Consider the following 25,413-nt stretch of genomic DNA (forward strand, 5'->3'; position numbering starts at 1 on the left):
AAATGAGGGTGCGCGGTGATGGGCCCCCATACGCAAAGTCGGGGCACAAACTCGTCCTCTATCGTGAGTCCGACCTGTATTTGTGGCTGTCTGCGCGCATGCGGTCATCAACATCGGAGCGTGTTACGCCGAGATCCGCGTCATGAAAATTGCTGACCTCGCGAAACGCCTTGGCGGTGACGTGAACGGCCGATGGATCAATATCCCCGGGCCTGGCCATAGCAAGAGCGATCGCTCTCTGGGCATGTTGCTAGATCGAAAGGAGACAAACGGCTTACGCATTCACAGCTTCGCCGGCGATGACCCTGTCGATTGCCGCGATCACGTGCGGGCAAGACTTCAGGCAATCTCGAAAAACGGATCATTCCGTGTCGAAGGAGGCACTGGAGTCGATGAGAGCGCAGCACCGTGGAGTGGGCGGATATTTTCCGCGCTGAGAATATGGGAGCAATCTTTCCCGCCACATGGAACGAAGGTTGAAACCTATCTCGCCACCCGCGGCTGCGTGCTCCCACCCTCCATCACGGCTGAGACGCTTCGCTTTCACCCGTGCTGCCCGTTTGGGCCAGGAAATGAGCTTCCAGCGATGATAGCGTTGATGCGCGATGTGATCACCGGTGAGCCAAGAGGCATCCATCGGACCGCGTTGAAAGAGGGCGGCACGGGCAAGCGGGCCATGCCGCGAGGCTCAAGTCCTAAGATGATGCTGGGCGTTGCATCGGGAGCGGCTATTCGACTTCAACCCGCGTCCTCATTGCTTGGAATCGCCGAAGGTATCGAAACTGCGTTCAGCGCCTCTCAAATCTTCGGCGTCCCAGTCTGGGCAGTCATGTCAGCAGGCGGCGTCAGCTCCTTACCTGTGCTGAAGGGGTTGAGGCGGCTTATCATCTTCGCCGACCATGACGCAGCGGGTCTGCAAGCCGCTCGGCGGTGCGCCAGGCGACATGCGAAGGCTGGCACCGGCGTGGAAATTCGATACCCGCCCACCCTGAATTCCGATTGGAACACCTATCATCTGGTCGAGAGCGCGTGAGATGTCGCTGAAAATAACCAAGAAAAGCTCATTGGCACCTGCTGTAGCTGGAGGCTCTCTTGACGCCGGGCCGTCCGATGGGAAACCTGGCATCGTTCTCAGCTTTCCCGCCGGCGCGTCAAAGGACATATCCGAGCTGACCGAAGACTGGGTTGCCGATGACTTCGCGACCCGTCATAGCGACAACCTTCGCTACGACCACACTCTCGGCAAGTGGTTCATCTGGTCGAACACACATTGGAAAGAAGACGGCACCAAACTTGCCTTCCATTACGCCCGCGAGCTGTGTCGGCTGCATCGAGGGGGCCAAACCCGGATGGCGTCCAAGAAGGCCGCTGAAGGGGTGGAGCATATGGCACGCGCCGATCCGCAGTTGTCGGTAACGGCCGAGATTTGGGACCGGAATCCCTTATTGCTAGGTACACCCGGTGGGACGGTGGATCTAAAGACTGGAAAGCTAAACGAGGCCAAGCGCGACGATTACATCACCAAACTCACAAGCGTAGTGCCCGCGACAGAGGGCACACCATGCCCCACCTTCAGCAAATTCTTATCGGAGGCCACAGGGGGCGACCAGGCGCTTGAAAGGTTTCTGCAGCAGTATGCGGGCTACTGCCTCACCGGCGTCACCACCGAGCAGGCCTTGGTTTTCATCTATGGCGCCGGTGGAAATGGTAAGAGCGTGCTGCAAACCGTGATCTCAGAGATAGCGGGTGAATACGCTAAGACTGCAGCTATGGAGACGTTTGCCGCGACACGAAACACACGGCATTTGACTGAACTCGCAATGCTACATGGCGCACGAATTGTGGGCGTTTCTGAAACCGAGAAGGGGCAAGCGTGGGCAGAGAGTCGCATCAATCAGCTGACTGGCGGAGATCCCGTAACAGCGAACTTCATGAGGCGTGATCATTTTACGTTTACTCCAGTCTTCAAGTTCATCATCGTCGGCAACTATAAGCCGCAATTGGGAAGCGTAAACGACGCCGCCCGCCGGCGCTTCAACATCGTTCCATTTCTTCATAAACCGACAAAGCCTGACCGAGCTCTGGTGACAAAACTGAGGACCGAGTACGCAGGAATTCTGCGCTGGATGATCGCTGGCTGTCTCGATTGGCAAGCTAACGGGCTAGTCAGACCAGACGCGGTCTTACAGGCGACCGAAGATTATTTCGACGAGCAAGATTTAGTTGGCCAGTGGATTGCGTCAGGGTGCGAAGTTGGAGCTGACAAGAAGGCTTCCGCGTCCACGCTCTTCAACTCCTGGAAGGCATTCGCGCTGGATCACGGCGAACAACCCGGCTCTTCGAAAACATTCGGTTCGGCTTTGACCCAACGGGGCCACTCGAAGACAAAAAGCTGCGTAACGATGTACCTCGGCATTCAACCGAAATCGCCGCCGAACTCTAACGCTCTCGGCTCCGAAGTAAAAGGATGATGGGCGGATCGGGAGGTTCGGGAGGATCGGGAGGATCGGCCGTAAGGCCTTCCATCGAGCAGATGGTCAGTACTTCTGAGAAACGTGGCTATGGCAGTGCGCAGTGAGACGGTCCTCCCAATCCTCCCAACAGGGGCCACAGAAACTAGTTCGAAATCCCCGGGGCGAGCGCGCTGGGAAGTGCGACCGTTAGATTGCCACCCAGATCGCCACCGGGACAGTACTGGCTAACCACGAATGGTGTGAAGAACGCGGAATTAGCAGAGAAGAACCGGTAGTCAGCCGCGTTGTGTAATTAATTACATTTGGGCGACCTAGGTGGAACGTAAATTGCGGATTTTGGCCTACGATGAGGACCGGTGGAAAAGGTGCCAGACCCACCTCAAGCAGCATCCGCAGTAATGGTAGGACCTGACAGCCGTATGGTCGCTTTAGACGAATGTCGCGTTACGCGCCGTCACTTACGCACCTTGCGTGACCAGTGGCACTTTTGCTGGCGGGGACATGCCTAGGGACACTGACCCCCCCGGGGACACGATCCGCGACACGACGCCTAGGCGACGCGGAGGGGGGTTGGGGCGGGTCAAATAACCAAGATACCTCTGTACCATCAGGCGCTTAGGGCAGAACATGTCAGACCGGGTTTGCTCGCCTTCGAATCTTGGGATTTGCATGACTCAGCCGGACCAACCCGACCTCCATCGAAGCAGGTCGCTGAGAAATTTGCAGGCAGTGAAACCTAGGGCCGAGAGCCGTCAATCATGTTCGATGAGATGCGTGCCGATTTGCCCGAAGAGACAGCGCCGCAAATGGCACTCGAATCAGTTCTCCGGAGGCTGGTGCCGTTCCAACCGCGTTCGACTGTGCATCGAAATTTGTCGAATGCAGTGCCCTCGTCTTCGCATCTTTAGGCAGTATCGTCGCAATTCTTCTTCCCTGCTTATGCTCAAGTGCTAATCTAATAGTGGGTCAGATGTCACCTGCCTCCCCTTGAACCCTTCAAGGAGGAAGGCACATGAACGGTCCCGATATCCTCTCCGCCATACGAGCTGATCTGGCGCAACAGGTACAACACCACATCCCCGACAATCCCGAGCCCCTCGATGTCTCGCCCTGGCTGGCGATGGCCTTGCTACAGAAGGCGATCCGGCGAGGGCATCGGCAATTCGCTTTGCAGGCTGCCGCCACACTGGTTCAGCAGTCCCACGAAGGGTTCTGGCGGCGCTGCGGCGTTATTGCTTTCGAAGATGTTGGCGTGTCCGATCTCCCCACTGTGAGCCTGGTAATCGCATCCCTTGCCGGGAAGACGTTCCGGTCACGTATCGGCGGCGAGTGGAGAGTTGCGAGTTTCATTGTCGAGCGGCTGGTGAACGCACCGAAGTGTCGCGCGGCAGATGACCTGCTCATGTTTGCCGAGCGGCATCCCGCCTTGGAGAAAACCAGGCTAGACTTGACCTATGCAACGATGCCGGAACTGCTGCGGATAGCGGATAGCAATACTCCCCTGCCGAGGCGAGCGTTGGCCTTTTGGTACGCTGTGGGGACCGACCGCTGCCCGTCCCCGCATCTGCGGACAAGAAGGGGTGATCCACAAACGGTCTTTGATACGATGTGCGAAGCCGGTCTTCCCCACACCCTGGTCGAGGTTGCGAGGGAAGGGTTTCGGCGTACCAGCCAGGTCCTCTGTCCACTTGTCGTCTTGATCTCGACGCTGAAAGCGGGCGATCCTACGTCAGTCGAGGATGACGATTTCCCGCTCGAAACAATGAGTGGCCCCATACCGAGTTGGGCCTTGGATCGATATTCGAGGGAAGGACAACATGCTCTGCAAAGGTTGCTCAGGCGGGATTGCATGACCGCCCGCTGGGTCCATCGTCACATCCCATCTTCGCAGCAGATAAACTTCCTCGGGGACATCCTATTCGCAGTCGAAGGCGGACTGTTGCGGAACCACCATCGCTGGCCCGTGGCGGACGAACTGCGGCGATCCTGGGAAATTGAATGCCAAGGCCCCCATTGCACCGACGCCACCGAAATCATCTCACTGCTTCGTGCCGATATCTCGCTCCTGAACGAGGAGCGCCAACATGTCCTATAGCCGTCTAACTCGTGATAATCCCCTCTTATCGCGATCTAAAACCTGCGAACCTGATCTCACAGAAAGCCAAGAATTGACGGAGGCAAGGAGCGGAGGCGGTTGTGAAGTTAACTTCACAACGTTGTTGTCGGACAAAGTTTCAGCATACGTCGAGCGTGGATTGGCGCCCAGATCAAAACACGCCTATGCAGCCGATCTGGCGCATTTCGAAGCTTGGGGCGGCAGCATCCCGGCAACCGACACTATGATTGCCAGCTATTTGGCAGAACATGCCGAAACGCTGGCGGTAGCGACACTTTGTCGGCGTCTGGCAACCTTGTCCAAAGCTCATACTGCGAAGGGTCGCGCCAGCCCAACATCGTCCGAACTTGTAAGAGCGACGATCAAGGGCATCAAACGCAGTCTTGGAACCGTCCAAGCTGAAGCAAAACCACTCCTGCGTGATGACTTGTTAGCTGTGTTGGATAATACGGGCAATGACCCGAAGAGCGTTCGTGATCGAGCCTTGCTCCTGATTGGGTTTGCGGGCGGGTTTCGACGTTCTGAGCTGGTTGGGCTCGACGTTGAGGACATCGATCATGTTCGACAAGGGATCATCGTCCGATTGCGGCGTTCGAAAACAGACCAAGCGGCCGTTGGCCGCAAGATCGGCATTCCGTTTGGTCGAACTCGGTGGTGTCCGGTTGCCGCTCTCGATCAATGGCTGTCTAAGGCCAACATTCATGCCGGACCCATATTCTTGGGGGTTAGCCGCCACGGCCATATCAACAAAGCGCGCCTTTCCGGCGAGGCCGTCTCGCTTGTGGTGAAGGAGCGCGTGGCCAGAGCGAACCTTGACCCTTTGGGCTTCTCCGGTCATTCGCTTCGATCTGGATTCGCAACCAGCGCCGCCATGGCCGGGGCAAAAACCTATAAAATCAGGGCACAAACTGGCCATGCAAGCGATGCCATGCTGGCGCGGTATATCCGGGATGGCGACATATTCACCGACAATGCCGCGACTTGGGTCCTATAGGTGGCAGGTTCGAGAATGGGCTTGACCCCTGCTTTGCCGGAACGATGAGAATGGTGTTTTCGCCCGCTGTCGGCTGGCATCGGGCGTGATATACGCCACCAAATAGATGCCACCGGCTTCCCTAATCGCGCCGGCGTGAGACAGCTCCCCAATTCACCACAATTCCTTGGAAGGCGCTCCACGCTCAATCGCGCGTCGCAACTTTCAAAGATGTGTCGAGAGCACTTTGCGACGGCGCGAGAGATCAAAGTCGGCTCCAATTAGCAGGTCAAAAAGCTTGGAGCAGCATCATGAACATCACAGAGCATGCAAGAGCCCGTTGCCTTCAGCGGGGGATTAGCCAGAATTTGCTGCAGATTATCTATGCGGAAGCGGATCGGCAATTTGCCTGCGGCGGCGGCTGCTTTGCCATAGAAGTCAGCCGAAGACGGATCGCCGAGCGGCGACGGATCGTGGGGGCCAACATAGAACGGGCGCGAAATGTGATCTTGGTCCTGTCCATGGACAATTCCTTGGTCACGGTCCTGCGGGCAAATAAATCGAAATCCGCTCGTCAATACCGTACAAATTGAACATGGGAGCGTCGCTATGCCTCATTTGCTGAGAGAATTTGACGAGTACGAAGCCGCGCTGCTGTTGCGGGACGAACTTCCGTCGCCTTTACGTCCAACCCGGCTCTCTCCATCAGAGCTCCGAGAGGAGGTTCAGCTTTACCTCCGTCGTGGGAAGGCCACCAAACGGTTATCGGTCGCAGCTGAGGATGTCCCAAACGTCCAAACAAGCCTCAGGCTCCTGCTTGATCGCGCGGAAAGTATTGGGGGGCGGGCAGCCGTCGCTACAGCGTACACACCTGGCGATGATCGGGATCCTGGGGAAGTCTATCGACGAGACAAGTACACTTACGCAGGCGCGGGCAAATTCGGCCCGTTAGATTTGAATGTAAGAATGAGGCTCGCGAGCGCAGCTTGTGCAGTCTTACGAGCTCACGATCCGTCATTCGACGACACCTCCGCGGTCCTGACAATCCTGGGTCCGTCGGCATTAACGTACGTTAGTTACAATTCCGAGACCGAGGCGCTCTTCGACAGTGGACGAATGGTTTCGGACGCTTGGCTTTGCGTATCTGAGGCGCTGAACCGTGAACTCAATCTTGGCGAGTGGTTTTCTTCATTTCCAGACATTGTCGATAGCGCAGACGAGATAGTCGCCGAACTGCTTGCCGTCCAAACAAGTGCGTGTGTTCCATCGATGCCCGATGAAGATCTGACATTTGAAGAACTAGAAGTAGCTCGCCACCTAGGGTCTCCCGAGGTTGCGGATACTGAAGAATATAACTTCATGAGGCACCCACAAGATGAGGCCTTGGCGCCATCCGTCTTGCTCTTCAGTCTCGCAATGGTGAAAGCAGCCGGACGCCTAGGTGCAGAAAGAGACGCGGCAAAGAACGGTAAGAGAGCTAATATCCACTTCTGGCGAGAGGTGGTGTTGCAATTGCTCCCCCGGCGCGGAGGGGGGATTGTGCCCTGTGTCACGCTGGTTCCGAAAATCTCCCTCTGCGATCCGACCGGGCGACCAATTGAACTGCGTACTCCGTTCTCAAGGCCAATAGGCGATTTGCGCCGAGTGCCACTCTTGCTAACGCGGTCGTCGGGGCTAACGTGGTTTTATCCAGAGAGTCTCAACGACTTTGAAGATTCGCTCTCTGGCGCTGGCTGGTCGGTCGATAGTGTTTATCAGACCGCCTGGATGGCTTCGCCGGGTGTTGTCGCGATACTGCTGCGGATGATCGCAGATGGAGTGGACCGGCCCATCAATCGTGCAGTCGACGCGTGCGCCGACCGAAATACCGACTTCCCGTCGCAGTTCGCACTCGGCACCATCGGGAATGTGATAGAGCGAGCCACCTTTGCAGCGAGCAGAGGTGACGGGATTGGCGCATTGTTGCGAGAAGATTTTCATCGGCGCGACCGAGTTCTGCGGAAACACGGGGTCGTTGCGGATGGCTCTCCATTTCCCTCTCGATTCTACCGAGCTTGGAAATGAACGATGTCTTCGGGCATCTCCTGCACACTTAAACACCCATGCTCCCGATGTATTTCCCCGACAGCGAACTCGCGATTGCGTATCATACAACACGCGACGGCTGGCAGAGATTGCGGTCAAGCAAGTGCGCGCGCTATTCGTATAGAACGGGCGCGATTCATACAGGCCGGAAACCGCTGCATCGGCACGGGTCATAGCGCCGCGACCTACGCGAGGTGGAAGCGCTCACTAGTCCGGATGGCTCGCATGCTGGCAGCCGGATCATGCAGTGCGGATCGAAAGGGTATCGATCGATTTGTCTCCAAAGCCTTGACTCTTCATCCGCTCCAAGACAGCTAGTGCTTGCTTCGATTGAAAGTCGGTTGGCAATCGCCGCGGAATAGACGAGCAAATCTGTAGGATTTGCAGCTCCTTGGGGGTCAGACACTTGCGGTCGCGGCCCCAACTAAGGACCCCATTCCAGAATGCGGCTCCCAAGGTCACGACCTCTGCCTGAGCGTTTATTCCGTCAGTTAGGACCTTATTGCTGCGCGCCTCGCGCGCTGTGGTTCTGGCTTCGTCGATCGGCGCAAGGCAAGTGTCGAAATCTTCATCGTAAGCCAGCTTTCTTGACTTCAAGCCATTCCAGCAGGCTTGTTGTTTTGCCCATTCCGACATGTTGCGTACGCCTTGCGGCGGGTGGGTGATGGCGTTGTGCGCTTCAGCAGCTGCGATCATCAACGCTCGAACCAGCGGCTCGGGCACCGACTGCCTTCGCCAGATAGCGTCAAGGTCCAGAACCTGCTTTTCGCCGTTGGCATCATTAAAGATCTTGGCCATGGCGTAAGTTACGATATTGGCGCGATAGCCACCTTCGTACCATGCCTGTTTCGGGACCTGGGACTCCAGCTGGCGAAAGATCAATGCTTTGGAAATCAACCGCTTGAACCAGAGTTCATCATACTTGACGTCACTCTTGCTCCAGGCCTCGCCGATCTCCTTCGCGAATTCCGCGAAGTTCTTCTGGGCACCCTTCGAGACGACATGAGGACGGCCCGTGGCCGAGAACTCGAACTTTGCAAGATCAGTCTTGCTGAAAAGCTGTGCCTTCGGAAATTCCAGATCAAATTTCTTCTGCTGTGCGCCTGTAAGTTTGACACGGGCATTTAAGTATTGCCCCCGCGAACGCTCGTAGAACCATTTGCTGTCATGCCTTTCGCCCTCTTTCGGGGCAAAGATCACGTCACGTGAGAACAGCTCCATGCGAACATGGAAGGGAGTGTTCGAAAAGAAATCGGCAGCGTTCACCTTGTTTTGGGTGTTGGCGTATTCAGATATCTTCGGGACGATTTCTTCCGACCTTTCGGGCGGCACCACGGTCAGCTTCATCTGCACAAAGACCTGAGAAAGCTGGTCCTTGGCGGTCTTCAGCGCACCGTGAATCGATCCGGTGGTCTGTGCCCCGTTGACGATCTGCAAGTTGCTGATCGTGGCCACAGCCAGCCCTTCCGCCGTCTGGATGCAAGCCACATCGTCGGCCGTCGCAGATAGCCCATTGTTGTAGGGGAAGAACAACTCCGGTTCCGTCCTGATCGTGGTTTGGATACCCTTGTTGGTCTTGGCCCGAGCTTGAAGGAACGACCGGACATTCGCCTCCAGCAGTCGCGCACCCCATTTATCGTAGATGTCAGCAAGCTGCTGCCCAGGCACGATCATCAGGTAGCTTTCTAGTGCCGCCCCCGCCTGTGACGCCTTTAGCGCCGGCAACGGCCCGCCGAAGTCCTTCGCGAAGTCGATGACCGTATCTTCGCGCGCCTGGCCTGAGCGGTCGAAGCGTTCGAAACGAGCAAGGTCCCAGACCGAGTACGTAATCGGAACGTCGCCGGCGTCTGCTAGCCTCACCGCATCATCTCGGCCGATGTACTGCCGATTTGAGATCAAGATCAGCTTGACCTTGGTAATGTGAGACCAAGTTGTGATGATCAGGTCCGAAACCTGAAAGGCAGCACTGACTTCGTTTAATGCATCCCGAAATTCTTCGGTCCGCGCCTTCTTGAGGAAGCGGATCAGCGGATTAAGGATGGGCGGAGCATCTGCCTTTCCGAAGGTCTTGACATCGTCAGACTCGGCAAAGTCACAGACGATCAGGCCCAGCACGCCCTCACAATCACGGGGATCCCCGGCATAACCGTCGATCCGGAGTTTCTGCCCACCTTCGCCATTCTGGTAATACGCTCGATCGGCCACTTCCAGTTCGCCCGCCGCCGTCAACCGTTCAGCCATTCGGTCAAAGAAGGCTTCGACCATCATGACGCCACTGGCATCCGCCTCGCGCCGGATATCGGCCATCAGGTTCTGATGATACTCGTCAAGCGCTGTCATCGGCGGGTTCCTCGAACAATTTTGCCTCAACAGCCTTGGTTTCGGCCATGAACGGCGCGCAGGCCGCAAGCGACAGCGCATAGGTGACGTTTGATACGCCCAGGGGAACTGGTGCCGCAAGGCGTGGAAAATCAGGCGTTACAGCATGGAAATCGGGGGGCGAGACGATCCACCGAGATGATTCATAGTCGTGCAGGGAATCGAATCCGGCATCTGCAAGATGCAAATCCCAGTCCAGAATGCTCGACGGCTCCGAGACCTCCAAGAATCTGGTGACCTCGTCGACAAACTCGGTCAACGTTTTTCCATGTGGCCTTTGAACCTTGTCGACGGCCAAGACCGCAAGCCAGAGCCGCCGATCCGCAACATCGGCAAGTTGATGTTCATTTGATATCTTCACGTAAGGCTGCGAGGCACCACGGCGCGCCTTGACCTCGATACAGTCGGATTTCAATTCGAAATCCTTTGGCGCTCCGGACGGCCCACTCCACGCGGCCAGCGCTGCCTCTGGTCCAAGCCCGGCGATCAGCCGTTTCAATATTTCCAACTCGCCAATCAGCCCCTTCTGGGCCTCATCGGAAAGAACCTCGGCCCTTCCGCCTCGCAGAAGGTAATGCCAACGGAAAGTCCGCCTGATGGCGCGCTCCAGTGCCTCCGACTCTGCCTCCGCATGTTCGCCGGCAGCCACGACATCCCGGCACAGCGTCTCGAACAGTTCGAGTTGAGCATTGTCCTTCAGCCGAATGTACAGGATCGGGCCTCCCGGCAAGGTCTGAAACCTGATTTCAAGGTTCTTGAGATTTGGCAGATCAGGGATCGGCTTCGGCAATCCCACTAACTGCAAAATCAAGGCTACATCGGCCCGAGGCATCACCGCCCAGAAGAAGTTCCACTTGCCCTGAGCATGGACCCGGCGCGTGTCGATCTCTCCGGCCTCCAGCCCCGACCATGGCGTATCATTCGGGATCACCGTCAGCCTCTCTTTCCTGTTCTTCTTCGCCGAACAGCTCGCGCATCCGGGTGGTGTTAACGACGTATTCGACGGTGCCGCCAGCGATCTGGCTGAGTGGGAAAGAAATGCCCCAAGCAAGGACATCGTTCCTGGGAAGCGCATTGTCGGCTTCGTCTTGGCCAACCTTCGGTTTGACCAGCCGCAGGATCAGCAACGGACGATCGCGGACCTCGCGGAATATCCTTGGGGAAGGGGTGCTGGGCATTGGCTTGTCGCCAAACGACATCTGATAGGCCGTCAGCGCGTCTTTGATCTGCTGAGTGGTGAGGCCTTCGCGTTCGTCCTCTGCCGAACCGACCCGCCTGCTCGCACCACTGATTGCCAGAACGCCCTTGATGAGATTGTTGGCATCTACCGAGCGCTCGAAAGGGACGAGACTGACGCCCGATACAACCGTCGCAACGGCCCCCTCCTTTCGAGCGCTCGCCAGCAGCACATCCCACTGTTTCAGTTCCGTTTCTGCCCGCGCGTCAATATAATCGTTCACCAGCCTTGGATCTGTCAGCGGATCGGCGGCATCCGCTCGGAAAGTGCGCAGAAACTCGCGGATCAGTGCGACAGGCACTGCTTTGTAAAGCAGTCCCCTGGGGCGTTCTTCTAGCACCAGGTCGCTTCTGCCTCGGATCGCCGAGATTAACTGCGCCCCTGCGGCAAGATTTTTCTCCAACTGACCGGCATCCGTGCGGATACGCGTTGTTTCCACCAGCTTTCCAGCAAGCCCTACTTTCACCGGAAATTCCTTGCCGGTGCCCATCTTGTTGCGCGCGGTGACGATCAGCGTCTGGGGGTGGCTACGCACAGCCAAGCCAAATTGTTCCGGCGTTGCTTTGGCGAGCTCCATCCGCTTCAGCTGTACCTGCAAGTCGTCCATAGCTTCGTGGATGTGGGCATACCAGCCAACGCCATCGGCGGGCATCCAGACGCGGCAGAGATCTTCATATCCGGGGCGATAACCGAACCAGCGGCCCATCTGCATCAAGGTGTCGTACATAATGGAGTTGCGCAGGAAGTAGCTGACCGTCAGCCCCTCCAGCGTCAACCCGCGTGACAGGGAAAACCCACCCACCGCAATGACCGTGACGCCATGCTCGCCACCCTGATCGTAGTCGAGAGGGGAGGACCGTTTTGATGCGTTTACCTCCACCACCTTTGCTGCGATCAAAACTTCATGGAGCCGCGACTGGATACTGGGCCAATCTGCCCCGTCGGCATCGGCGAATTCTTGCTCCCACACCGCATGCAAGGCAGCGATTTCGGGGTTCCTCAGCGCGGCCGAACCCCTAGCGGCGTCCACGGCTACTGCATCTCGTATGCGTGCGACCAGATCGCTGATCCGTGACCTGAGCCGTCCCTGAACATCGGTGAACCTTGAGGCATTGATCAGCATTGAGGCATGTGCCGCCTGCTGACCGCGCAAATTTCGGATCGCCCGCGCCACGATAAAGGTGCGGACAGCATTGGTCAGGCTAGTGGGCAGCACATCGACCGGGTCGTCGATCTTGTGCTTCATCGGCAACACGTCTTCATTGTCAGCAATCAGCCGCACATGCACGTCGCGCGCTTCAATGAACACCTTCTGCGCCCCGAAATAGTTTGACGGTGCGTCCAGACCGATGATGAAGTGGCGCGGAAACAGGTCTTGCTTCAGGGCATCGTCATCCGTGTCCGGGTCGATGAAGATGTTGGCAAAGGGTGTCGCGGTATAACCGACATAGCAGCTGCGATGGAAAAGCGACAGAAGTTCGCGGATCTGGCCGTTGATCCGCGTTACCTCGTCCTTGTCATAGCGAGTGTTGATCGAAGCGTTGTCGGCTTCATCATCGATCAGCAGCATGGGCTGTTGCACCATCTGCGTGCCTTGGTGAACGGAATGTTCCCTCAGCCATTCCAGCAGGTTCTTCAGCGTGCTCGAGTTCTTCTTGATCACTAGAACGACGGGCACGTTGTACTGGCCGACCTGGCTGGTGTTTGTGGTGGCGGTAGCTTTGTTGAAATCGCGCAGCGTATTGGTCAGCGAGACGGGAAACTCCCGCTGATCGAAGGTGCCCACGCCGATGATCTTCTGGCGTTGTGCTCGGTTTGCATGCGCCAGCCGCCCAGTGTCGCGGCCGATGAAGCCTTCGTCGATTCGCGCTTGTGTCTGGTTGCGCAAATTGTTGTGGATACCTGCGATGACCACAATCAGCCGATAGCCAGCATCCGCCGCCTTGCAGATCAGCCCTGCATAGTTCTGTGTCTTGCCGCTCTGAACATGCCCTACAACCATGCCTCTTCGGCTCCACGAGGTAGTGTTGCGGGGGTCGCCCAACCGGTCGAGCACCCGGTCAGTCACCTCGTCAGTCGCCTCGATCACCGCTTTGGGCAGGCCCTTGAGGTTCAGAAGCTGCCGGTAACGCCCCCAATAGAAATCTCCGATCTCGCCATTGATCTTGGCGTCGTGCAGCCAAGGTCGAAAATCCTCGGCGTCGACAACGGCACCGAAACCCATGCTGATCCCGTATTTTTCCTCGATCAAACGAGCGAGGTCTTCGGCTTCTGCCTCGGTGACCTTTCCAGCGAACATGGGTGTGCCGCACAGTTGTGCGATGATGTCACGGATGGATTGCGCCGTGTGCGCGGCGCTCTGCGACGCCATGTACATCGACGTCATGCCTTCAAGGCTGCTCAGCATTGGCGTCACGGAGTTTCCTTCGCTTCAAGTGTCGCGGCGATTATTCTTTGGCTATCGTCCCAGGCAGACCGGAACGGATCCACGTCTTTCATCATCGACATGATCTCCTTGATATCCTTCTTGGCGTCCATGAGTACGGACAAGGTCGACTGGACAGCCTGAACCAGCGTGTCTTCATCCACCGTGTCCGCCACGATCCGCTCGGCAGTGCCCGCCATATCCGAATGCAGCGTCTCGACAGGAAGTGATGCACCTACAAGTGCGATGCAGTTGAAGAACCCACGGCGGAAGCCCTCGGGCAGACTATCGGCAAAATCGGCAAATGCAGGATGATTGATATTCGGGCGATAGCGTATCTGGCCATCAGCCTGAATCCGATGCCACATCGGCAGACGCTCGTGATCGACAAGTTTTTGCCCGCGCCTTCGGTAAGTCCGCTTTGATCCGTCCAGGATACGCTCGATAACCTTTTTCAATCGATCCCGGACCACGGGCGGTAGCTGGGCTGATGATTTCTTGACGTCGATCTTCCAGTCCCCGTCCATGCTGTTCGGAATGTCGATCCGTACGCGCGACAGCTTTGTGAGTTCTGACTGACGACACAACCCGAACCAAGTGCCGTGAAGAATCAGGCGCCTGCCTCGATAGAGATAGAACCCTTGGGACTTCAGATGGCCCTCCGGCCCTCCGATGTCCTCCCAGCTTGCATTGGCCATTTGCTTGTGGTGCGGCAGCGTGAAACTCTGGATTCCTACATCGCCACGTATGAGGGTCAGTTTTTCTTCTGGATCGGCTATGGTCGCGGGGTTTTGCCGAGCGAACGGGTCCAGGGGACGAAGCAACCGACCATTCAACAGTATGCGAAGGGGCTTCGATTCTTCCATGAAGCGGTGAAAGACAAGACGCAGGTGCCGCTCGGATTCGGCCAGCCGCTGATTGATCACCTCGGCGCGCTTAGCTGCGTCTTGGGTATAGCCCCCCGTGAGGCGGTCGAGCTTCTCCCAGAGAACAAGCGTGCCAGACGCTCCCAGCCTGTCCACACCCGGGATAGCGGATAGATCGTCCGGGAGCTGAACGGCCCACTCATTCCTTTCGGCGACGTCGTCAAGGTCCCAGACGGCCGCAGAGGACTTTCCGGTCTTGCGTGAAATGACCGTCAATCGCCGACACTGCGAAAAACTTGCACTCTTGAGGCCTAGACCAAAACGACCGAGATCAGGCTGATCCCGGGTCGCCAGCGGGTTCTTGCTCCCGGGGCGCATTGCGGCGACCAGTTCATCCTCCGTCATGCCCTCGCCATCGTCGATAATCGCGATGAATGGTTCGTCAGAAAAAGTTTCGGTCAGAATTTGGATGCGTCGCGCGCCTGCGGTAATCGAATTGTCAACAATGTCCGAAAGAGCTGTCTCAAGCGAATATCCAACATCTCGCAACCCTTCAATCAAGGCTGCCGCGTGGGGGGTGACATCCGCCCGACGCATTATACTCGAATCATGCATGTACGATATCCAGAGAGGGTTGCGATCTACTCTCACGCGAAATGTCGGAGAGTTACAAGCTCCTCAGGATTTGTTGGTATGTTTTTTTGACAGGGTCTTCGACAACAGCGCTGCTATCTGTCTTGCAAGAAATGGCGGTACAGCGTTTCCGACCTGAACGTATTGCTGAGTTCGGTTGCCCAGAAACAGGTAGTCGTCAGGAAAAGTCTGCAACCTTGCCGCTTCCCGTACGGTCAGGCTGCGGCATTGAGCCGGATCCGGGTGGATGAAGTAATGACCGTCCTTCGAAATGTGGCTGGTGACCGTTGTCGATGCCTCATGTGCCAGCTGCACGCGGAATCGATCCGAGAACACGCCACTGTGCCAATTGCGATGATCGGGGCTGAGCGCGATCGGAAATTGGTCTGCTTTCGGACTGTTCCCATGAACCTGGCCGAACACTGCCGCGAACATGTAGCGCGCAAGGTCTGATGTCATGTGGCCTCGGGTTTCGTGCTGGGCTATCGCCCGGAGCTCTGGGCGTTCTAGCCAGCGCACGAGCTCATCATTCGAATTGCCATAGCCGACCGGTAATGCGACCGCCGACCTCACTGGCGCCAGTTGCGTTTGCAGTTGCCGCGCCAGATCCAAGAATCTGTTGAGAAGTTCGCTGTTGTTTCCATGCTGGTGAATTTCGGCAAGGTGCTTCGCCGCGAAGGTCACCGTGGCCTGCCAGTTCTCCTCGCTGTCATCTCCGCGACTGAGGCCACTTCGAAGCACGGGAAGCGCGCCTATGACATCGGCTACCGAGCGCGGTGCAGCGGAAGCGGGGATATTCGAGCTGGACGCCAGATAGGCAAGATCGGAGCGAATGCCCACGATGATCACCCGATGTCGCCGTTGAGGCACACCGAAAGCCTCTGCACGTACGATGAAGTCGGAGGGCTGCCGCGCCTTGCGCAAACTTGCTACGCCATCCTCGACCCGGATCGCGCGTAACTGATAGAGTTCGCCACGCCCCCTGCCGATCGACGACAGATCCTCCATCAGCATCTCAAAAACAAGCCTGCTTTCGACCGTTGATGAAAGGATCCCCTTGACGTTCTCCATAACGAAAGCCGCAGGGCGCAGGCGATCGAGCACGCGGATGTATTCCCGGAACAGGTAGTGCCGCGCGTCATTTTCGGGGACGTAGCCGGCTTTTCCCTTAGCGCGCGCACGGCCGACCAGCGAATAGGCTTGGCACGGCGGCCCGCCGATCAAAATCGTGTCGTCAAAGCCGTGCCGTAGCCTCGACATCGCCTCATCAATTGCTTCGGTGGCCAGGTCAGTGCCAAGTTCCAGACAGCGCGCTTCCTCTGCCGCTAGCCTCCATACATCGGCGTCCACCGAACCCCAGTCCGGCTCAGCGATCAGGCCAGCATGGAAGTTGATGAACTGCTCCAACGGCGCCCCGTGCCGACGCCGATGTTCCCTTAGGAAGGCGCGCAAGCGCAGGGTGCGATGAGCCGATGACTCCTTCTCGACCGAGATGCCGATCCGGAATGGTGCATGCCCGTCGTCGACAAGGGAGGCAAAGCCTTCACCCAGCCCGCCAGGACCAGCAAATAGATCGACGACGCCGAAAGTTGAAGGCAAATCAGGCTCCTTACGAATTTCGCTAGTGCGGTGTATATCAACTATGGTGAGGGAGGCCAGCAGGCCTGTGACTGATATTGTCAACAAGGAAACCCGCTCCCGGATGATGGCCGGAATCCGGGGAAAAGACACCAAGCCAGAAATGGTGCTTCGGCGTGCACTGCATGCACGCGGTTTAAGGTATCGGCTGCATGCACGGAGCATTCCGGGGCGGCCGGACCTCCTGTTTCCCAAGTTTGGGGCAGCCGTCTTCGTGCATGGTTGCTTCTGGCACCGTCATGAAGGATGTCGCTACACCACTACCCCGGCGACGAGACCGGGTTTCTGGCAGTCCAAGTTCGCTGCCAATGTCGCGCGGGACGAAGCCGCGCGTGCGGCACTCCTTGACGTCCACTGGCGTGTGGCGACGATCTGGGAATGCGCTTTGCGAAGGGTCGATCAGGTAGAGGCTGTTGCGGATCTGCTAGAGGTGTGGCTGAGGTCCGATTTTGCCCAGTGTGAAGTCGGAGGAGAGGACTTTCCGCATTCCTCGGCCGTGTGGGATGCTGTGGGATGAACAGGATTTATGTTCCAAGTCGCGACGAGGAAGACTGGCGACGATTGCTAGCCGATCCCGTTAAGCACTGGCGTGAGGGTTACTCTGCTATGTGCCTTGCCAAATGTTGGGAGAATGCAAGGGGCCTTCCGCCCGAAATCGCGCGGCTATTGGCGTCTATAGGTCCAATGCCAGAGCTTCTGGTCGCCCTTCCTGAGCATAAGGTGCCCCTGCCAGGTTCAAGCCGAGGCGACAGCCAGAATGACCTGTTCGCTTTGGTAAGAGTTGGCGATCAGACCGTTGCCGTCACCGTAGAGGGCAAAGTTGATGAGTCATTCGATCAGCCGCTCGGAATGTGGCTGGCGAATGCCTCTGACGGGAAGCGGAAGCGGCTCGCTTTCATCTGCGACTTGTTGGGCCTGACACAGCCTTTGCCCGGCAACATCCGCTATCAGCTACTCCATCGCACAGCCTCCGCAATCATTGAGGCGCGGCGCTTCAAGACTGACGCGGCTGCAATGATCGTCCACTCCTTTTCGCCGACCCGAAGGTGGTTCGAAGACTATGCAGGCTTCGTCGCCTTGTTCGGTGCGACTGCGAGGCATGACCAACTTGTGTGCATCCACCCCGAAAGCACGCCACGGCTGTATGTGGGCTGGGCATCGGGCGTGATCCCTCATCAACTCCAAAGTGATGTTTTGCCCGTCTCCTAGCCCTGCGCCATCCGGCAAATCGCCATTCGCCACGATCTTCATCGGCTTGGTATATACACGCCAAAGGCCGGCAAAGGCTCGCCAACGGCTGCAATTGGGCAGCACCCAATCCATCAGCCCACCTTGACCAAGGCCGCCCTAAACGAAATCACCTCGGTGTAGTCGATTTTTGGGCTCATTGGCTTCGTTGGGCTGGTGGAATTCCGACGCGCCAAGGTTTCTACCGGCTCCTGCCAGCTGGACTAGTCACGGCGTGCAGATCGGGGCCATGTGAGCCCGGATGCCCGGCACCGTTCCCAGGTCTTGGAAGCCGGAGCGTTGAGACTGAATTCCGGGTCAAATTCGCTAGCGTCAACACTTCCGGTACCGGACGTGCCTGAGCTTAGGATTGGTCACCCGCTTCCCGCGTTCGCCGACATAAAGCGACCAGATATCTTTGGGCGCATCCTCCCCAACAAAGCCGATACGGTGGCTCTCTGAGCCATCGGCATTTAGGATATCGGGGAAGTTTTTGGGCATCGCTTGCATCCATTTGTCCGGACGAAACGCGCCAACAACGACGCCCCGGACCACGGCAAGAACGTACGGCGGGGGGAGAGGAGGAAAAGCTGAGACATATCAATCCGATGATGTTGTTCATTGGATAGACATTGAATCATCACATGCAAGGGTATATATCATCATTCATGAGGTTTTCTCTGGAGAAATGATGATGGCAGATAATTCCCTGACCGCGCCTTACGAGGAACAAGCTAAAAACATATTGAAAGGCGAGTTGAAGCGCCGGGGCATAACGTATGCAGCGCTCGCCGAGAAGCTGACCGAGAAGGGTGCGCATGAAAGCGAACGCAACCTAGCGAACAAGATAAGCCGGGGTAGCTTCACTGCCGCGTTTTTCATGATGTGCATGGACGTAATTGGCGTTCGGCAGGTCAGTCTAGAGGTCTGACTATGACGAACTTGGCGCTCGATAATTGCGCTGCAAAATCTAGTTTTTAGACACTGGTTATCCACCGAGTAACCAGACAAATACTTATTTTGCGCGATGGGTTGCGAATCAACCGGTTGTCAAGTATTTTTTTTGGGATTCTTATGGTGGGGACCTTGACACGCTTTGATGCGACCCGACATGAGTCGGGAAGAAAGCGGGAACAATCCGCTCAATCGCGTCTTTAAGCGTCTTGGAGTACATAATGAGCTTTTATTTCGTCCGAAGCGTATGCCGGATTCTCGCCGGTCGCGATGACATGGGCGAGAAACTGCGCCTTGAAAACCGTGCGACAAAAGGTGCGCGCGACGGTGCAGAACGCTATACGCGGGGGAATGTTGCCATCCAAGGTGGATCGTTTTTGACCATTGATGATCAGGAGCGTGAACGTCGCACTATGGCACGTCACCAATTTAAGGCGAGATAATTAGGCGCCGGGAATTAAAGCTTCCGGCGCAAATGGGTGGGGACCTCTCAAAATCTATGGACGACATTGATCGGCGCTGGACCGAAATTGCCGAGTTGTGGAATCGCGTCGAGCGTAGGGCAAAAGAGGTCGAACAATTTCGCGGTGAGGCAATTATCGCGGCCATTAACGAGATGCGCTACGCTGGGCGTCGCGTCGTTGACGTTATTGCGTCCCAACGCACCGGGATATCTAACTCCGAGTTTACCGACCTAGAGCAGCTCGCGATCGCGAAAAATTTCCTCAACAACGCTGACCACGACCTCACCGATGGGGTTTTGTTCTACGCACACAACACCATCCAGCGCACGATAGAGCGCCACGGGGTAAAGAAGATAACGAGGTATTGCCCCGAATTTGGCGAGCTTTACGGCGAGATGGATGCCGCTCATCGCATAGTGACTGGTAGTCGTGAGGACAGGCTTACCCGTAAGGCTGAATATGATAGGCTTGCCGACGATTATATTCCGAAGATAATCGCGTTGCACAAAAAATTAATTGCAACAAAAAAACTCCGAATTGATCGTGATATGCTGGCCTGGTGGTTGTGGGTTGTCAGCATAATTGCTTTTGTTGGATCCGTTGCAAGCGTAGGTGGGATTGCTCTGTCACTTTACCAGATCCACTTGGCGTTCCACCCGCCCATCATTCCCCACTAGCGCAGGCTTGCCCAGCCGGGGAACAACACGAATACGATGAGTGCGGGAATGGTGCTGCCAGTATCTCTAAAACTGAAAGCCGACGACAAAGCCATGGACCGCTACCGCCGCACGGCCGGGGCTATCGGCATCGAGCATGTTGATTGGGAGAGTGACTGGAAAGACGCTGGGTGCATCAAACTCAGTTTCCGAGACGAAGAGTTTTGCGAGAAATTCCGAACCGTCCACTATCTGGATGTCATACGATGATTAACATCATCATATTTGGTGTGGGTGCTCCATGATACCGAACCATTCCTTTCCCTTCCGCGCGGGATCACCTGCCTTTCCGAAACAAAGGGGCACATAGCGCCTTGGACCGCATCTTCTCCCAATCCCTCCGAGAAAGCGGAATGCGGCTGTATGGCCGCCAAAACGGCCAAAAAAGTTCTCGGCTGAATTTCGGGCTCATTTCGAAATTGGTGGAGGGCAAAGCCGCTCTATCGGCTGAAATTGGTGGGAAAATTCGTCGCGATTTTGTCCCTGAGGCGCTGATTGTTTCCAGCGGACCGCTTCCGTAGCGCTTCCGCGCACACTCATTGCAGGTTTTGCCAGCTAGGGTAACTTATTGAAATCATTGGCGCACCCGACAGGATTCGAACCTGTGACCTCTGCCTTCGGAGGGCAGCGCTCTATCCAGCTGAGCTACGGGTGCCTTCAGGGAACCTGAAAACGAACCAGCCGATAGGCCGGCCAGCCACGGCTTCTTAGCGGAAGCCGGCGCGGGCTTCAACGGGCAATTGGCGTGGCGATATTTTCGAAGCCACGTCGCGCGGCTCGGCAACTTCGCGTCCGCCTTGCAGCCTCAGCCCGGGACTCACCCCGCCACCTCCACCTTCGCCACCCGCCTGCGCACCCTGCGCGGCGCCCGCTTCGCCTTCTTCGCGCCGGTCAGTTCGTGCATCGCATCCAGCTGCATCTGCTGCATTTCGGCCAGCCGCGTCCATTGGCGCGAGATCAGATAGTCGAGCTTTTCGTGCAAATGGCGCACTTCCAGCTCGGCTTTCAGGTTCACCCGGTAGTCGTTGAACGAGCGCAGGCGGTCCTTGGCCTCCGTCCGTCTCTGGCTCATCATGATGATCGGCGCCTGGATGGCGGCGATACAGGAGAGCAGCAGGTTGAGCAGGATGAAGGGGTAGGGGTCGAAGGCGCTGCTCACGCCCGCGATCAAATTGATGCCGATCCACACCGCAAGCACGCTGCCGAACGAGATCAGGAACCACCAGCTGCCGCCGAAAGCCGCCATGTTGTCGGAGACGCGGTCGGCGAACGAGCGGTGCTCCTCGAACTCCTCTTCCGAGTTTTCCGAAATCGTGTCCTGCCTGGCGATCGATTCGACCACCTGGCGGTCGAGCTCGGAGAATTCGCCATGCTCCTGCTGCAGCAGCTCCTCCATGTAGCGCATGCGGTAACGGCCGAGCTCCTCCCGGCTGATGCGGGCGCCGCGCGGCAGGTCGGGATGATCGGAGCGGATGCGGTCGGCCAGGCTCGGCCTGAGGTCGTCGATGCGCACCAGGTCACGCTTGCGAAACTTTCTACCTGATATCGCCGACGGTTTTCGCTTCGGCTTCAGGCGGCCATGGGGTTCGGAGTCCGGCACATCGGGCGCTTCCAGCGCCTCGTCGGCAACCAGTTCGGCGTCGTGGGCGGGCGGCGCCTCGAAATACTCGCCGCCGCTGTCGTTTTCATTGTCGGCCTGTTCGGATGGTTTTGGGCTCATGATGCCGGCTCCTGCTGTCGCGCCCACGATACGCCAAGGCGAGGCGGCATAGCCACTGTGGCGGTGAAGATTGGGGGCTTGTGCATGCTTGTGATGAATGCCTGCTGCAATTGCCTGTGGCAGCGCAGCCCCCCGGGGCCTCGCTCGCCTGCTGCTCGGCAACCAGACCGCCGAAGTGCTGTTGCCGACGGAGGTCGCGCCTGCTGCAGAGTTAAGATGAGGCAGCGATCCTTCACGACCCCCCTCTGTCCTGCCGGACATCTCCCCCTCAAGGGGGGAGATCAGATGTCGCCATGGCTTCGCCAAACACGAAAAAGAGGCGAGACGCCGAAGCTGCTAATCTCCCCACTTGAGGGGGAGATGGCCGGCAGGCCAGAGGGGGGTGCTGTCCCGCCGGCGTTTCAGAGTTCCTCCACCCAACGACGGGTTCTATTGCGGCGGTAAACCAGGCAACTGCGACCCCTGCGCCGGCAAACCAGGCGGCGGCAGGCCGGGCGACGCGGCCGGCTGATCTCCCGCAAACATCAGCCGCGTCTTCGTATCGGCCATGGCGGGCGACAGACTGCGCTGGATCAGCGCTTCGACATGGTCGTTGCGCTGCCTAGCGCTGTCGGCGCCCATCACCACCACGATCAGATGCCGGCCGTCGGCATTGTAGGACGTGACGATATTGTAACCGGATGCCCTGATATAGCCGGTCTTGATGCCGTCGACGCCGCGCACCCGGCCGAGCATGTCGTTGTGGCCGCGCACCAGCCGGCCGCGGAACATGAAGTCGCTTTCGGAGAAATAGTGGAACTGCTGCGGGAAGCGGGCGCGCAGCGCCATCCCCAGCGTCGCCATGTCGCGCGCCGATGTGTGCTGGCCATCGTCGGGCAGGCCGGAGGCATTGCGGAAGACGGTGCTGCTCATGCCGATCTGGCGCGCCTTGGACGTCATCATGGCGGCGAACTGGTCCTCCGAGCCGCCGAGATATTCGCCCACCGCCACCGCCACGTCATTGGCCGACTTGACCACGATCGCCCGGATCGCCGAATCGACATCGATGCTCTCGCCGCGCTTGAAGCGCAATTTGGTCGGCGGCTGCCGGGCGGCATTGTCGGAGACCGGAATCTGCGTTTCCTTCGAGACGCGGCCGGACTCCAGCGCCTCGAACAGCAGGTACAGCGTCATCATCTTGGTCAGCGACGCCGGATAGCGTTGCGCCCTCGAACTGACTTCGAACAGCGTCTTGCCACTGCCGACATCGACGACGATGGCCGCATATTTCTCCTGCGGCGCCGGCACCGCCAGCACGCTGTCGGGCGGTGCGGTGGTGCTGCAGCCGGCCACGAAGACAAGCAGCAGGAGGGCTGCGAGAAATTTCTGGGCGGGGGAGGGGAAATGGAAATTTGGCAAGTCAAGTCCGGCGTTGCTGAGAGGGCCGGAACCTAGCCTAACCCATTTTGTTCGTCCATTTGGTTAACGGCGGAGCTGCCGATGACGCTGCCAATCTCCCCCGCAAGGGGGGAGATCAGATGTCGCTTCGGCTTCGCCAACCATCGGCGCTGAAACGGCAACCTCCCGAAATCGCCTGCTTCCTGTCCTGTTTTGCCTGCGGGGTCGCGGTGCTGCTATAGAGGCGGCAATTGCTTGGGGGATTTGACAATGACCGGTGACATCGGCGCGGCTGCGCCATCTCTTATCAGGGCTTCGCTCAGCCGCACCGGCAAATGGGCCGGCAGCGTCGCTTTCATCGGCGGCGCCGCATCCGACATCCTCAATCCGCTGGCGCCGTTCGCCGCCTATATCGCGCTGGTCGCTTCGGTTGCCGCCGCCGTCATCGCCATTGCCATCGTTCTGCGGCTGGTGCTGGCCGCCAAGGCGCTGCCGGCGCTGATCTTTGCCACCAGCGCTGCCGCCGTCGCCGGCGGCGTCTATGGCCTGCAGCAGCAGTCCAATTCGCAGAACGGTGTGATCGCCGGCCTGGTGCCGGCCATCGCCCAGTTGCAGCAGCAGATGGGCATCGTCTCGGCCAGGGTGGCCAGGATCGAGCAAACGGTAACCGAGACGAAGCTGGCGGTCGACCAGGTCAAGCAATCGACCGACGCGGTGGCGAAGAAGACCGAGGAAATTGCGTCGACCCAGCAGCAGCAGGCTGAGCAGGGCGCGCAGACGCAAAAGTCGGTAGAGGCGGTCAAGCAGACGACCGAAACGCTCGCTGCCGGCCAGCAGAAACAGGCCGAGCAGGCGGATAAGCTTCAGGCGACCACCGAGCAGATCGCCGCCTCGATCGACACCATCGCCAAGGGCTTTGCCGCATTGGCCGCGCAGGGCGGGACGATCGCCGAGCCGAAGCGGCCGGACGAATTCTATCACAATGCCCGCGTCTACGAGCTTTCCGGCGACATGCTGAATGCGCGGCGCTCCTATCTCGCTTTCGCCGGTTTCGACGTCGACGCCGTCGATCCCTACACACGCTTCGCCACCCTGCTGCGCGTGCAGGACGGCAAGGCCGGCGCCCGCGAAGTGTTCGGCGCCCTGGCCGACAAGGCCAAGGCGCTGTCGATCAAGCTGGTCCATATCCTGCAGTTCGACGATGCCCAGCGTCTCGACAAGCTCAACGCCTTCATCGCCGCCAATCCGGATTTCGCACCGGCCTATTACCTGCTCGCGCAGGAGTTTTCCGAGGATCGCCTCGGCGTCCAGTCGCTGTCCGACAAGCGCAGCGAGGCCGAGGCGCTGACCAGGTTCGTCTCCTATGAAAAGGAAGGCGGGCTGCTCAAATATTTCGTCGACCAGACGCAGCTCGCCGACTGGCTCGACCGCAGCCGTACCCGCCTGACGGCGCTTGGCGACGTGCTCGACCCAGCACGCTTTGCCCCGACGCTGACGCCGATGCGCTCCAATGCCGGCTGGACGATCTCCATCTCGCTGCCCGAGGCCGCGACCGGCATTTCCTGGCGCATGGGTGTGTCAGGTCCGTTCACCGACACCGGGCTGATGGCGATGAACGACCAGCGCACCGGCAAGCCGATGCCCAATCCGAGCTTCGAATTGCCCGACAGCACCACGGCCACCACCATCGGGGTCAAGTATCTCGATCTCAGGGGCCGCGAGACCGGGCCGTTCAACATAAGTTTCGATCCGGACGCAGCGCTGCAACAGGGCAACAAACAGATCCTCGACCAGTTCTGGACGTCGTGGATCGCCTTCGACGCCAGCGGCAATCATGGCCTGGTCTATTTCTCCCAGATGCTGTCGTTCCGCTGCGGCATCAAGGAGGTGCGCTACAGCCTGAACGGCACGGCGCTCGACAAGGAGATCAAGCTGCCGCCTTGCGACAAGAAGGACCCCTACGCCATTCCTTATGACTACCAGCCTTACTTCAAGGTCGCCGACAACGTGACATCGATGGCGGTGCAGGTCACCTACACCGACGGCACCAAGTCGCCGGTCCGGGAGTACAAACGGCAGTAGGCGTCCACCCTTCCCCTTGTGGGGAGGGTCGATCCGCGTAGCGGATC

At 58.1% G+C, this 25,413-nt stretch carries 21 protein-coding genes and 1 tRNA gene; 14 read left to right on the forward strand and 8 right to left on the reverse strand.

Going from position 1 to position 25,413, the window contains the following annotated elements; genetic code table 11:
• The first annotated feature begins 142 nt into the window (after positions 1 to 142).
• From NKK50_RS22860 to NKK50_RS22885, 6 genes are all read left to right on the forward strand, one after another.
• Positions 143 to 1,033, forward strand: coding sequence for a DUF7146 domain-containing protein (locus tag NKK50_RS22860; protein ID WP_352543881.1), 891 nt, complete (start codon positions 143 to 145; stop codon positions 1,031 to 1,033).
• 1 nt (position 1,034) lies between these two features.
• Entirely contained in the window at positions 1,035 to 2,471 is a 1,437-nt protein-coding gene (locus NKK50_RS22865; protein WP_352543882.1) for a phage/plasmid primase, P4 family, read from the forward strand.
• A 1,015-nt stretch (positions 2,472 to 3,486) separates the two neighbouring features.
• Positions 3,487 to 4,569, forward strand: a complete 1,083-nt coding sequence (locus NKK50_RS22870) for a hypothetical protein (RefSeq protein ID WP_352543883.1) — start codon at positions 3,487 to 3,489, stop codon at positions 4,567 to 4,569.
• A complete protein-coding gene (locus tag NKK50_RS22875; protein WP_352543884.1) occupies positions 4,559 to 5,584 on the forward strand; it encodes a site-specific integrase in 1,026 nt (341 codons plus the stop codon). The genes NKK50_RS22870 and NKK50_RS22875 overlap by 11 nt, the downstream gene beginning before the upstream one ends.
• 290 nt (positions 5,585 to 5,874) lie before the next feature.
• On the forward strand, positions 5,875 to 6,156 hold the full coding sequence (locus tag NKK50_RS22880) for a hypothetical protein (RefSeq protein WP_352543885.1): 282 nt from the start codon (positions 5,875 to 5,877) through the stop codon (positions 6,154 to 6,156).
• A gap of 523 nt (positions 6,157 to 6,679) precedes the next feature.
• The gene (locus tag NKK50_RS22885; RefSeq protein WP_352543886.1) at positions 6,680 to 7,627 is read left to right on the forward strand and encodes a hypothetical protein; all 948 of its coding nucleotides are present in this window, start codon (positions 6,680 to 6,682) and stop codon (positions 7,625 to 7,627) included.
• A gap of 261 nt (positions 7,628 to 7,888) precedes the next feature.
• Here the strand turns inward: NKK50_RS22885 and NKK50_RS22890 are convergent, their stop codons facing one another.
• From NKK50_RS22890 to NKK50_RS22910, 5 genes are all read right to left on the reverse strand, one after another.
• Complete coding sequence (locus NKK50_RS22890; protein ID WP_352543887.1) at positions 7,889 to 9,988, reverse strand: AIPR family protein; 2,100 nt, start codon at positions 9,986 to 9,988, stop codon at positions 7,889 to 7,891.
• A complete protein-coding gene (locus NKK50_RS22895) occupies positions 9,975 to 10,958 on the reverse strand; it encodes a PD-(D/E)XK motif protein (protein WP_352543888.1) in 984 nt (327 codons plus the stop codon). The genes NKK50_RS22890 and NKK50_RS22895 overlap by 14 nt, the downstream gene beginning before the upstream one ends.
• Positions 10,945 to 13,671: a Z1 domain-containing protein gene (locus tag NKK50_RS22900; protein ID WP_352543932.1), complete on the reverse strand. Its 2,727-nt coding sequence runs from the start codon at positions 13,669 to 13,671 to the stop codon at positions 10,945 to 10,947. The genes NKK50_RS22895 and NKK50_RS22900 overlap by 14 nt, the downstream gene beginning before the upstream one ends.
• Before the next feature lie 5 nt (positions 13,672 to 13,676).
• Entirely contained in the window at positions 13,677 to 15,170 is a 1,494-nt protein-coding gene (locus NKK50_RS22905; RefSeq protein WP_352543889.1) for an ATP-binding protein, read from the reverse strand.
• 63 nt (positions 15,171 to 15,233) lie between these two features.
• Positions 15,234 to 16,787 carry a DNA cytosine methyltransferase gene (locus NKK50_RS22910; RefSeq protein WP_352543890.1) on the reverse strand — a complete coding sequence of 518 codons (1,554 nt, stop codon included), beginning with the start codon at positions 16,785 to 16,787 and terminating at the stop codon, positions 15,234 to 15,236.
• Positions 16,788 to 16,830: 43 nt separating this feature from the next.
• Here NKK50_RS22910 and NKK50_RS22915 point away from each other — a divergent pair, with 43 nt between their 5' ends.
• The 7 genes from NKK50_RS22915 (at position 16,831) to NKK50_RS22945 (ending at position 20,708) form a co-directional block, all read left to right on the forward strand.
• On the forward strand, positions 16,831 to 17,343 hold the full coding sequence (locus tag NKK50_RS22915; protein WP_502902416.1) for a very short patch repair endonuclease: 513 nt from the start codon (positions 16,831 to 16,833) through the stop codon (positions 17,341 to 17,343).
• A complete protein-coding gene (locus tag NKK50_RS22920; protein ID WP_352543892.1) occupies positions 17,340 to 18,035 on the forward strand; it encodes a DUF6946 family protein in 696 nt (231 codons plus the stop codon). Before NKK50_RS22915 ends, NKK50_RS22920 begins: the two co-directional genes overlap by 4 nt.
• 712 nt (positions 18,036 to 18,747) lie before the next feature.
• On the forward strand, positions 18,748 to 18,984 hold the full coding sequence (locus NKK50_RS22925; protein WP_352543893.1) for a DUF6471 domain-containing protein: 237 nt from the start codon (positions 18,748 to 18,750) through the stop codon (positions 18,982 to 18,984).
• 244 nt (positions 18,985 to 19,228) lie between these two features.
• The gene (locus tag NKK50_RS22930; RefSeq protein WP_352543894.1) at positions 19,229 to 19,450 is read left to right on the forward strand and encodes a hypothetical protein; all 222 of its coding nucleotides are present in this window, start codon (positions 19,229 to 19,231) and stop codon (positions 19,448 to 19,450) included.
• Positions 19,451 to 19,506: 56 nt separating this feature from the next.
• Entirely contained in the window at positions 19,507 to 20,148 is a 642-nt protein-coding gene (locus NKK50_RS22935; RefSeq protein ID WP_352543895.1) for a hypothetical protein, read from the forward strand.
• 48 nt (positions 20,149 to 20,196) lie between these two features.
• A complete protein-coding gene (locus NKK50_RS22940; RefSeq protein WP_352543896.1) occupies positions 20,197 to 20,397 on the forward strand; it encodes a hypothetical protein in 201 nt (66 codons plus the stop codon).
• A gap of 104 nt (positions 20,398 to 20,501) precedes the next feature.
• Positions 20,502 to 20,708 (forward strand): hypothetical protein, encoded by a 207-nt coding sequence (locus NKK50_RS22945; RefSeq protein WP_352543897.1) that lies wholly within the window; start codon positions 20,502 to 20,504, stop codon positions 20,706 to 20,708.
• Between the two features lie 57 nt (positions 20,709 to 20,765).
• Here the strand turns inward: NKK50_RS22945 and NKK50_RS22950 are convergent.
• From NKK50_RS22950 to NKK50_RS22960, 3 genes are all read right to left on the reverse strand, one after another.
• Positions 20,766 to 20,842, reverse strand: a tRNA-Arg gene (locus NKK50_RS22950).
• 162 nt (positions 20,843 to 21,004) lie between these two features.
• Entirely contained in the window at positions 21,005 to 21,907 is a 903-nt protein-coding gene (locus NKK50_RS22955) for a DUF1003 domain-containing protein (protein WP_023703727.1), read from the reverse strand.
• 429 nt (positions 21,908 to 22,336) lie between these two features.
• A complete protein-coding gene (locus NKK50_RS22960; RefSeq protein ID WP_352543898.1) occupies positions 22,337 to 23,305 on the reverse strand; it encodes a D-alanyl-D-alanine carboxypeptidase family protein in 969 nt (322 codons plus the stop codon).
• Positions 23,306 to 23,554: 249 nt separating this feature from the next.
• Between NKK50_RS22960 and NKK50_RS22965 the strand changes: the two genes are divergently transcribed.
• Complete coding sequence (locus tag NKK50_RS22965; protein WP_352543899.1) at positions 23,555 to 25,366, forward strand: methyl-accepting chemotaxis protein; 1,812 nt, start codon at positions 23,555 to 23,557, stop codon at positions 25,364 to 25,366.
• Positions 25,367 to 25,413: the final 47 nt, after the last annotated feature.

The organism is Mesorhizobium sp. M0001 (assembly GCF_040324255.1).
In the GTDB taxonomy this organism is placed as follows: domain Bacteria; phylum Pseudomonadota; class Alphaproteobacteria; order Rhizobiales; family Rhizobiaceae; genus Mesorhizobium.